6 protein-coding genes are annotated in these 8,820 nt (G+C 48.6%); all 6 read left to right on the plus strand.

Features of this window, described 5'->3' with window-relative positions; all coding sequences use genetic code 11:
- Positions 1–271: 271 nt before the first annotated feature.
- The 6 genes from D328_RS0105160 (at position 272) to D328_RS0105185 (ending at position 8,784) form a co-directional block, all read left to right on the plus strand.
- On the plus strand, positions 272–2,857 hold the full coding sequence (locus tag D328_RS0105160; RefSeq protein ID WP_018883898.1) for a DUF2339 domain-containing protein: 2,586 nt from the start codon (positions 272–274) through the stop codon (positions 2,855–2,857).
- Positions 2,823–4,166 (plus strand): DUF3999 family protein, encoded by a 1,344-nt coding sequence (locus D328_RS0105165; protein ID WP_154658970.1) that lies wholly within the window; start codon positions 2,823–2,825, stop codon positions 4,164–4,166. The genes D328_RS0105160 and D328_RS0105165 overlap by 35 nt, the downstream gene beginning before the upstream one ends.
- Positions 4,167–4,182: 16 nt before the next feature.
- Positions 4,183–4,461 (plus strand): hypothetical protein, encoded by a 279-nt coding sequence (locus tag D328_RS0105170; RefSeq protein ID WP_018883900.1) that lies wholly within the window; start codon positions 4,183–4,185, stop codon positions 4,459–4,461.
- 230 nt (positions 4,462–4,691) lie between these two features.
- Entirely contained in the window at positions 4,692–6,458 is a 1,767-nt protein-coding gene (locus D328_RS28380) for a methyl-accepting chemotaxis protein (protein ID WP_018883901.1), read from the plus strand.
- Between the two features lie 105 nt (positions 6,459–6,563).
- Positions 6,564–7,208, plus strand: coding sequence for an SDR family oxidoreductase (locus D328_RS0105180; RefSeq protein ID WP_018883902.1), 645 nt, complete (start codon positions 6,564–6,566; stop codon positions 7,206–7,208).
- A 286-nt stretch (positions 7,209–7,494) separates the two neighbouring features.
- Positions 7,495–8,784 carry an MFS transporter gene (locus D328_RS0105185; RefSeq protein WP_018883903.1) on the plus strand — a complete coding sequence of 430 codons (1,290 nt, stop codon included), beginning with the start codon at positions 7,495–7,497 and terminating at the stop codon, positions 8,782–8,784.
- Positions 8,785–8,820 lie beyond the last annotated feature (36 nt).

The raw sequence follows: 8,820 nt of genomic DNA on the forward strand, positions 1-8,820 counted from the left end.
TTCTCCGATGCGACTAAAGCCCTGTGCTCTGCTGAGGATTCGCTCTTTTCAGGCACAGTTGGTTGTTATTTTCACTTTATTTTCACTAATATTTAGGTCGTTACTCGGTTTCGAGTCCTGAAGTCCTGTGTTTATAATATTATAGTGAAATTATAGAAGGGTATGTCGTCACGATTTCTGTATTGTTTGTACATATTATTCATGGCTTCATACATAACATTGGAAGTGGGCAGTCCATAGTCTATCGGACTGTTCAAGCGGAGGATTGAGCATGAAAGACTTCAGAGAACAGCTCCGGCACATTCAAGGTGGTCAGGAGCGACTGCTGCAGGAGTATGAATCCCTCGTGCGGGAATATGAATCACAGGATCTGCTGTTGGAAAATCAAGTGCTTCGACAGCAGGCAGAGGAGCGGCAGAAGCGTCTGGCAGAGCTCCAGCTTCGATTGCGCCAGCTGGAGGAGGAGAATGGAAGATTGCGGACCTCCTTGGCCGAGCAGATGATGGATGAGAAGCTGAATATCCTCAAGGTATCCCGTGAGAAGCTGAGTACGTACTTCGGCACACAGTCAGCGGGGCACATGAACAGGCTCGCTGCGCTAGAGATGGAGACGCGCACACGTATCATCCGACTCTTCCAGCAGGCTTCAGCAGAGCTGAAGACAGAGCAGCAGGAGCTCGCCATGATGATGCAGCGAGTGTCGGCAGAGCTGAATCAACGGATTGAGCGGCACCGTGAGAAGGTTCAAGCTGCACAGAGTCATCTGCGGGAGCAGGTCACGGGTCGTCTGGATGCTATGGCGCATGAGGAACTGGATGAGGCCACCATTCAGCGGAGAATCAAGCAAAATCAGATCGAAATGAAGATCGGCCTGAACTGGATTAACAAGCTTGGTATTTTGCTCATTATTCTGGGAGTAGGTGCAGCATTTCGTTATAGCTATGCAACCTGGTTCAACAGTTATATGAAAGGAAGTGCGTTCTTCCTGCTCGGCCTGCTTCTTCTGGGTGGAGGCGAGTGGTTATTCCGACGTCAGAAGCAGACCTTTGCATTAGGACTGCTAGGCGGAGGAATCTCGGTGCTGTATGGGTCCATATTCTATAGTTATTTCTTGTTGGATATCATCAGTCTGTGGCTCGGTCTAGCCATGTCTGTGATTGTATCCTTGCTGGCAGTGCTCTTGTCATTGCGTTATCAGTCCCGTACGATTCTCGGCCTGGCACTGGCAGGTGGGTATATGCCACTGATGTCCTACATCTGGGCGAGCTCAGGTCTGGAGGGGAATGCAGTCTATGCTGCTATGGTGTACCTGTTCCTGTTGAATGCAGCGATCCTGATCGTGTCCTTCCGAAGACGGTGGGAGATTATTCATCAGATCAGCTTCGTCCTTCATACACCATCTTGGCTGCTGCTGCTGTCCTTCACGGAGAACGTGCCTGCCGCTATCCTGTACACGATGCTATCCTTCCTCATGTATCTCGGCATTACTTTGGGCTACCCGTTCTTGCATAAGGCCAAGCTGAAGGTAACGGACATCGTACTGCTGGCCTTGAATACCATGATTAGCTGCGTGTTGGTCTATGGATTGTTCAATCAGGCCGGCTGGCAGGATTATCGTGGATTGCTGGCATTGCTATTCTGCGCTGCTTTCTGGGGACTTGGGAAGCTGACCGAGAGAACGGCACGTCAGGAAAAGTCGGCTGTCATCCTTTTCTATGTCACTTCATTAACCTTCGCCATTCTGATGATTCCATTCCAGTTGGGTATGCGCTGGCTCTCCATGGGCTGGCTGGCAGAAGCGGTGCTGCTCATTATTTATGGCAGCAGGCATCAACTGAAGTCGATGGTACGTGCAGGCTGGGGGATATTGGTGCTGTGTCTGGCAGCATTTCTACTCGTGGATGCTACGGTCTATCAGCTGCTTGGCGTGGATGAAGCCTTCTTTGAGCTAAAATACACCTTTGTGATCGCAGGCATGCTTGGAGTGACCCTCCATTATGCTGTCAGCCAAAGGCGTGGGGAAGCTATGGAGTTCATGCCCTATGAGTGGACGCTAATCAGGGTCTTTAAATGGATCACCCTTATCAGTCTATGGTTCTATTTCTTGTATGAGGGGCACGTAAATTATACACGTCTCGTACCGCAGGATTGGGTGCATAATGACTATTATCATGCGCTGCTGCTGGCAGGTCTCACCATCGGGCTATCCTATATACTGGACAGAATTCAGATCCTGGAGGACACTGTAGTTCGTTATTACCGTGCGGCTCTCTATGCGGTAGGGTATCTCATCTGTCTGTATGTTCTGCTGGCCATACCTACGTTCCAGTGGGAGCGTGATACACATTCCATTAGTGAATACGTAGCTCTGGTCATCCTGTTCGTGGTGCATGCATTCATCTTCCTTCATGTACGTGATGTGCTGCTGCGCTTCATGCAACAGCGCTACGCCAATGCTGAGCTGTATCCAGTCATTATGGGACTGTACCTGCTAGTTATGCTGACGGTGTTCATGCTGGTGCAGCTGCGACTTGGGGAGCTAGGCTACCTGTTCAGTATGCTGTATCTGTTGCTGGCAATTGGTTATATAGCTTATGGCTTCCGTGGAAGGTATATCTATATCCGTCGTATGGGCCTGGGACTGACCCTGCTGGCGACGGCCAAGCTAGTTCTCTTCGATATGACGTATGTTTCTGCTGGCAGCAAGATTGTCTCTTATTTTGTTTTTGGTGTAATTCTGTTAGGCATTTCGTATATGTACCAAAAGGTCTCCAGTAAGCTGGGGGGATCGGAATCAGAGGAGAATCGGAGGAGAAGCGAGAGTGAGCAAGAAGCGTCTACCCATACCGATGTCTAGTCTACTACGTAGAATGGGCTGCCTGCTTGGCACAATCAGCCTCCTGTTAGTCCTGAGTCCCTCTTCCTTGACGCATGGAACGGAAGCCGACCCGACGTCAGCATGGAAATTTAAAAAAATGATTGAAATACCGAATAGTAGTACATACTATAGTGTGCTTCTGGATGAGGAGGTCTACGCAGAAGCAAGTGCAGGGCTGGAGGATATTCGGATCGTGGATTCGACGGGCCAGTTTATCCCTTTTTATATGGAGAATACGGATATGTACGTTTCTGCGGGACAATTGAATGAGGGGCAGCAGGAGAAGGTGAGCAAGCAATATCACACCTCTCTATTGAGAACTACGAGGGCGGATGGACATACCTCTTTTGATTATAAGGTGATGGTAGAGAGGGAACTCACGGACCCAGTCATTAATCATCTGAACTGGACCTTGCCGTCAGCCATGTTCCTCAAGCAAGTCGAGGTATATGGGAGCTATGATGGAGCAGAGTGGACATTTCTGGATAAGGCTCAGCTGTATCGCACCGATAAGAATCAGAAGAATAGCATCGAATGGGAAGAGGCTCAGCGCTTTCAATATTACCGTCTGCGGGTATTGGATAATGCAGAAGAGCTTGCTTTTCCAGATCTGCTGCTGGAGCAGAAGGTGCGAATAGACGATATTCGTCAGCCGATCAGCAGACAGAAGGTACCTGCTTACGATATCTCTGAAGCGGGGACTCGGACTGTGATAACTGTACACAATCCCGAGCGGCTACTGATTAGTAGACTTGAGCTGGAGCTGGAGGGGAGCTTCAAGCGAGCCTATCGGCTTCTGGATGAGACAGGTCAGCTTGTGGCGACTAATGAAGGATCTGAGTTGTATCAGCTATCTACCAACGACACCAGATCGGAGCCGTTGACCTTGACACCGGAGCTACCCTTGAAGGATAGTCGTTTGCAGATCGAGATCAACAATGGCGATGACAGACCACTCAGCATCTTGGCCATCAGGAATGAATATATATTGGACCGTCTGGTATTCGAGGCGCGTGGGACTGCTCCTTATGCGCTACTCTATGGCAATGAAGACGCTGGGGCTCCCGATTATGATCTGGCTGCATTCAAGCCCTACATTGATCAAGCACATCCAAGTGATATTCTTCTCGGCACCCAACAGGCTAACACAACTTATCGTGAGCCGACGGGAGAACTTCTATGGTGGTTTCAGACAGAGAAGTGGTTTCGTGTTATAATGATGATCGTAACCATCCTGTTGGTTATATATCTTGTCCGTAAACTAAGCTACACCAACAACAAGTCATAATGAGGAGTTGAAATGAATGAGTGAAAAGGTGAATGAGCTGGAGCTGGTCCAGTTCATAGCAGATGAAACCAAGATCGATTCCAAGAGCATTATGCTTGTATTGAAGCATGAGCAGGACTTTATCAATAATGCTCAAGCAGATGTGAATGGCGAGGTGGACATTGATAGTGATGAATTGGTGGATTACATTCTAAGCCGTTCTGACGTGAAGTTGGATGAAATTACGGTGGAGACGATCCTTGACACGGAAATGGACTATTTTATGGACAAAGAGTTAGGCGGGTTCGAGGACTAAGCAGCATCGAAGGACCAACGACTGCTTCGATACATCCATAAATATTTGTATATTGAATACTCTCTTAAGCTCGCGTGGAATCATGCGTTTTTAAGGGAGTATTTTTTTTGTCGACTTATTACGACATTTTTCATATTATATTGACATAAATCTACTTGTTTCACATCAATTGAAGCTGGATAATAAGGTACTATGACCTAGTCTAAAGGTCTTGGTGAGGGGGAGCTCATGTGAATATTACCAAGAAACTATCGTTCAGCTTTGCTGTAGTTCTATGTATTACACTAATTGTGGGCGGTGCGGGCTGGTTCCAGATTCGTGATATGGAGCAGTCGTACCGTGAGTTATTCGCCAATCGGGTGGACAAGATTGTTCAAATCCAGGATTTGAAGAGCAATGCGCTTACGCAGACCAAGAATTTCCGTGCTTATCTACTGACGGGAGAGATATCCCAGTATGAGGAATATGAGAAAAACAGGGTGGCTTTTGCAAACAGGCTGAAGGACTTTGAAGCTAGATTAACTCCTGTAGAAGCTGAGCAGATGACAGAACGCTTCGTTGCCATGGAACAGGAATATGCAGATGTAGTACAGGAGATCAAGGCTTATAAAATGGTGGAGGATCGCGAAGCCTACACCCGTCTGGTAATGGAGAAGTGTGTTCCCATGGCGCAAGCGCTATCAGATACGGCAGACGAGCTGGCTGCATACCAGCAGAAGCTGCTTGATCAGTCCCGCGATGAGCTGACGGCTAAGGTTGAACAGATTGAATCATTTATTCTGATCACCGTGCTGCTTGCAGTAGCCGCTGGGGCAGTCTTGTCCATTTGGACTACACGCTTGATTGCACGCCCAGTGACGATGGTGGCAGCGGCTGCCAGACAGATTGCCGCCGGGGATCTAACTGGGGCAGATCTGCAGATCAAACAGCGGGATGAAATAGGGGATATGAGCAGGGACTTTAACATCATGAAGCAGCAGCTGCAATCCCTGTTGAAGGCTGTCGCTATGAATGCGAATCAGCTATCTCGTGCATCAAGTGAACTGTCAACTCTGTCTGCGCATAGTACAGGCGGCGCAGAGCAGATGTCGGAGGCAGTCCGTAATATTAACGAATCAGCAAGCTTCCAGGTAGAGCGTAATCGGGAGAATCAGCAGGCGGTCAGACACAGTGCCGAGCGGATTCGGGTCATTGCTGAATCTTCCGCAGTCACAGCCGAGCTGTCGGAGCAGGCAATATCCCAAGCCAAGCGCGGTGAGCAGCAGCTTGAGCATACTGTGGAGCAGATGGCCCTGATTAATTCATCCATTGAGCAATCTGCCGGGCTGATCTTCGAGCTGGGTGAACAATCCCAGAGTATCGTCAAGATTACGCAGTTAATTCAGGATGTTGCCCGCCAGACGAAGATTTTGTCTCTCAACGCTTCGATTGAGGCTGCTAGAGCTGGAGTACAGGGGAAGGGCTTTGCGGTAGTAGCCGAAGAGGTACAGCAGCTGTCGGACAAGACGCAGAAGGCCTCAGGCGAGATAGCTGAGCGCATCCATGACATGGTACATACAGTGTCCGAGGCCGTTCAGGCCATGAGGGCAGGGTCACAGGAGATGGATACCGGGTCGAGAATGATCCGCGACACAGCAGGTGTATTTCATGAGGTGCAGCAGGCGGTCCTTACCGTAGCAGAGCATTCCCAAGAGGTGTCAGCCGCAACCGAGGAACTGTCAGGACTGACCGAGCAATTGCTGGAATCTGAGCGGAAGCTCGTCGGTTTATCCATGGGGATCTCCGGACAATCTCAAGGTGTTGCGGACACCTGCCAGGAGCAGCTTGCATCCATCGAGCAGATATCTGCTTCAGCAGAGGGACTGCAGCAGATGGCAGACCAATTGCTGCGGGAGATGAATCAGTTCAGGCTGGAGGCTACGCAGGAGGTTGGCGACCAGATGGTAAGCGCTCCGGTCCGTAAGGAAGACTATGAAGAGGAGCAGCCAGCTTTTTGATGAATGTGTGTCTGCGTGGGTAATATACAATGAGATGCCTAATTTTGTGTTTGGAATCCATGTATATCATCGAACCCTACTCGCTAGGATAAGGAGGCAGCAATCATGAAGATACTAGTAATTGGCGCAAACGGTCAGATTGGACAGCATGTGGTCCAGCTGCTGGAGAAGGATGAGAATCATTCTGCAAAAGCCATGATTCGCAAGGAGGAGCAGGCTCCTGCTCTTGAGCAATGGGGAGCGGAGACGGTTATTGCCGATCTGGAAGGCTCGGTCGAAGATATCGCTACGGCTGCGGCTGGCTGCGAGGCTATCGTATTCACCGCAGGCTCTGGTGGACATACAGGAGCGGACAAGACCCTGCTGATTGATCTGGATGGCGCGGTCAAGGCGATGGAGGCTGCGGAGCAGGCCGGCATCCAGCGCTTCATTTTGGTAAGTGCGATGTATGCGGATCAGCGGGAGAAGTGGCCAGAGGAGATCAAGCCTTACTATGTAGCGAAGCACTTTGCGGATCGAATCCTGATGAATAGTAAGCTGGACTATACTATTATCCGTCCTGGTGGATTGGTAAATGAGGAGGCGACAGGCGGAATTCAGATTGGAGAGGATGCGTCCCGCCGCACCATTCCTAGAGCGGATGTAGCTGCTATCGTTGTCGCTGCCTTGAATGAGCCTACGACGATCAGGCGTGCTTTTGACGTCATTTCAGGCAATATGCCCATTTCACTTGCTCTGCAGCGGCTGTGAGTATATTGGATATTTTGAGGATATTGTAAAGACAAGATCATACAGGAGCCTCTACTGGCAGGCTCGGAACACTGAGGCGTGACAGCTGCCTTGCAAAGTATCAGGACGGGATAACCGTCCTTTTTTTTGTGTTCCAAGGTATTCCTTTTAGAAATAGTTCACAACATTAGAACAGAGATACCATGAATAGTTAGACTTATTTGGATGGATATATTAACATAATAATTAGATGAAATAGAATATCATTCCAGTGAACGGTCGAGCTGATCCAAGAAGGAGATGTGTCATGCAGCAACTGAAGATGGTATTTCGAAATTCTAGTTATGTAAAACTGTTTCTCGCTAGTCTAACTTTTCAGCTAGGCAATGTGATTGGCCTGACAGCATTTATGTTCTATCTACTTAATCGTTTCTCCAATCAACCAGCTTATGCAACCTTAGCCGAGCTAATGTACTCTTTGCCAACGCTGGTGGTCTTTCTCCTTGTTGGTGTCGTTGTAGATCGTCTCGATCGGCAGAAAATTGCTGCTCATTGTAATTCAATTAGTGCGATTCTATCCATCGGTCTATTGCTAGCGATCTGGATGAACTGGATGCCGCTGATTTTCATGTTTTTATTTCTGCGAAGTGCTGTCTGTAAATTCTTCCTTCCTGCCGAGAGCTCGTTGATTCAAGGAATACTGTCCAAAGAAACCTATACAGTTGCAGCGGGTCTTAATCAAGCACTGGGAAGTCTATTTGTCTTGTTCGGCAGCGCTCTTGGCGCTGTGGCCTATTGGAATATTGGAATTATGGGAGCGATCCTGATCGATGCGATCTCCTTCACCGTCGCGACTTTTCTGATTCGAGCTTGCTCGATCGAGGAGAAGACACGTATTCCTAATGGGGAGAGTGGATGGAGGAACATGGGCATCAGAATGATAGCGAGTGACTTCAAGGAAGGCTTCATATACATCTTGAGAAGCAAATTGTTACTATCGCTGATTATGGGATTTTTTGTGTTCGGTATAGTTAATGGCGGATTGAGTGTCATGCCTATCTTCATTCTGAAATATAAGCTGGTCCCCGACACCTATGAACAGTACTCGGTGTGGATGGGGATGATTGTCGGTGTAGCTCTATTAATAGGAAGTCTCGTAGCCTCAATGATCTCTTCTAGATTCAAGCTGTATCAGCTTATATCCGTTGGTCTGCTGATCAGTGGAGTGATGCTCGCTGCTGCTGGGCTCATGAACAATATATACAGCTTTTTTGTTTTTAGCTTTCTAGGATATTTTGCCTTACCTGCCGTGAATATTGGTCTGGGCGGTTGGCTGCCGCGCATCGTTGCTCCGCAAATGATGGGACGTGTGCAGGGATGGATTAATCCACTGATGATGTTATCTCACTCGTTTACTCTGGGGATGATTGGAATCAGCTTCCCGGCTGCGATCTCCATTGAAGCGTTGTTCCTGCTTATCGGTGGTTGCCTACTAGCTGTAGCTGTATATTACCTGGCTACACTTCCTCGATATACGGAGGATGAACCATCTTCGCTTACTCAGACAAAGACTGTGGAGAACGCTCCTTCTCTCTAAGTCAGTATCTCGGCGTTCCTTTCTTCACATAAAACA

It is taken from the genome of Paenibacillus massiliensis 2301065 = DSM 16942 (genome assembly GCF_000377505.1).
Classification (GTDB): domain Bacteria; phylum Bacillota; class Bacilli; order Paenibacillales; family Paenibacillaceae; genus Paenibacillus; species Paenibacillus massiliensis.

Excerpts from the sequence above, each read along its gene's own strand:
- D328_RS0105160 (WP_018883898.1), top strand. The coding sequence starts at position 272 with ATGAAAGACTTCAGAGAACAGCTCCGGCACATTCAAGGTGGTCAGGAG.
- D328_RS0105170 (WP_018883900.1), top strand. The coding sequence starts at position 4,183 with ATGAGTGAAAAGGTGAATGAGCTGGAGCTGGTCCAGTTCATAGCAGAT.
- D328_RS0105180 (WP_018883902.1), top strand. The coding sequence starts at position 6,564 with ATGAAGATACTAGTAATTGGCGCAAACGGTCAGATTGGACAGCATGTG.
- D328_RS0105185 (WP_018883903.1), top strand. The coding sequence starts at position 7,495 with ATGCAGCAACTGAAGATGGTATTTCGAAATTCTAGTTATGTAAAACTG.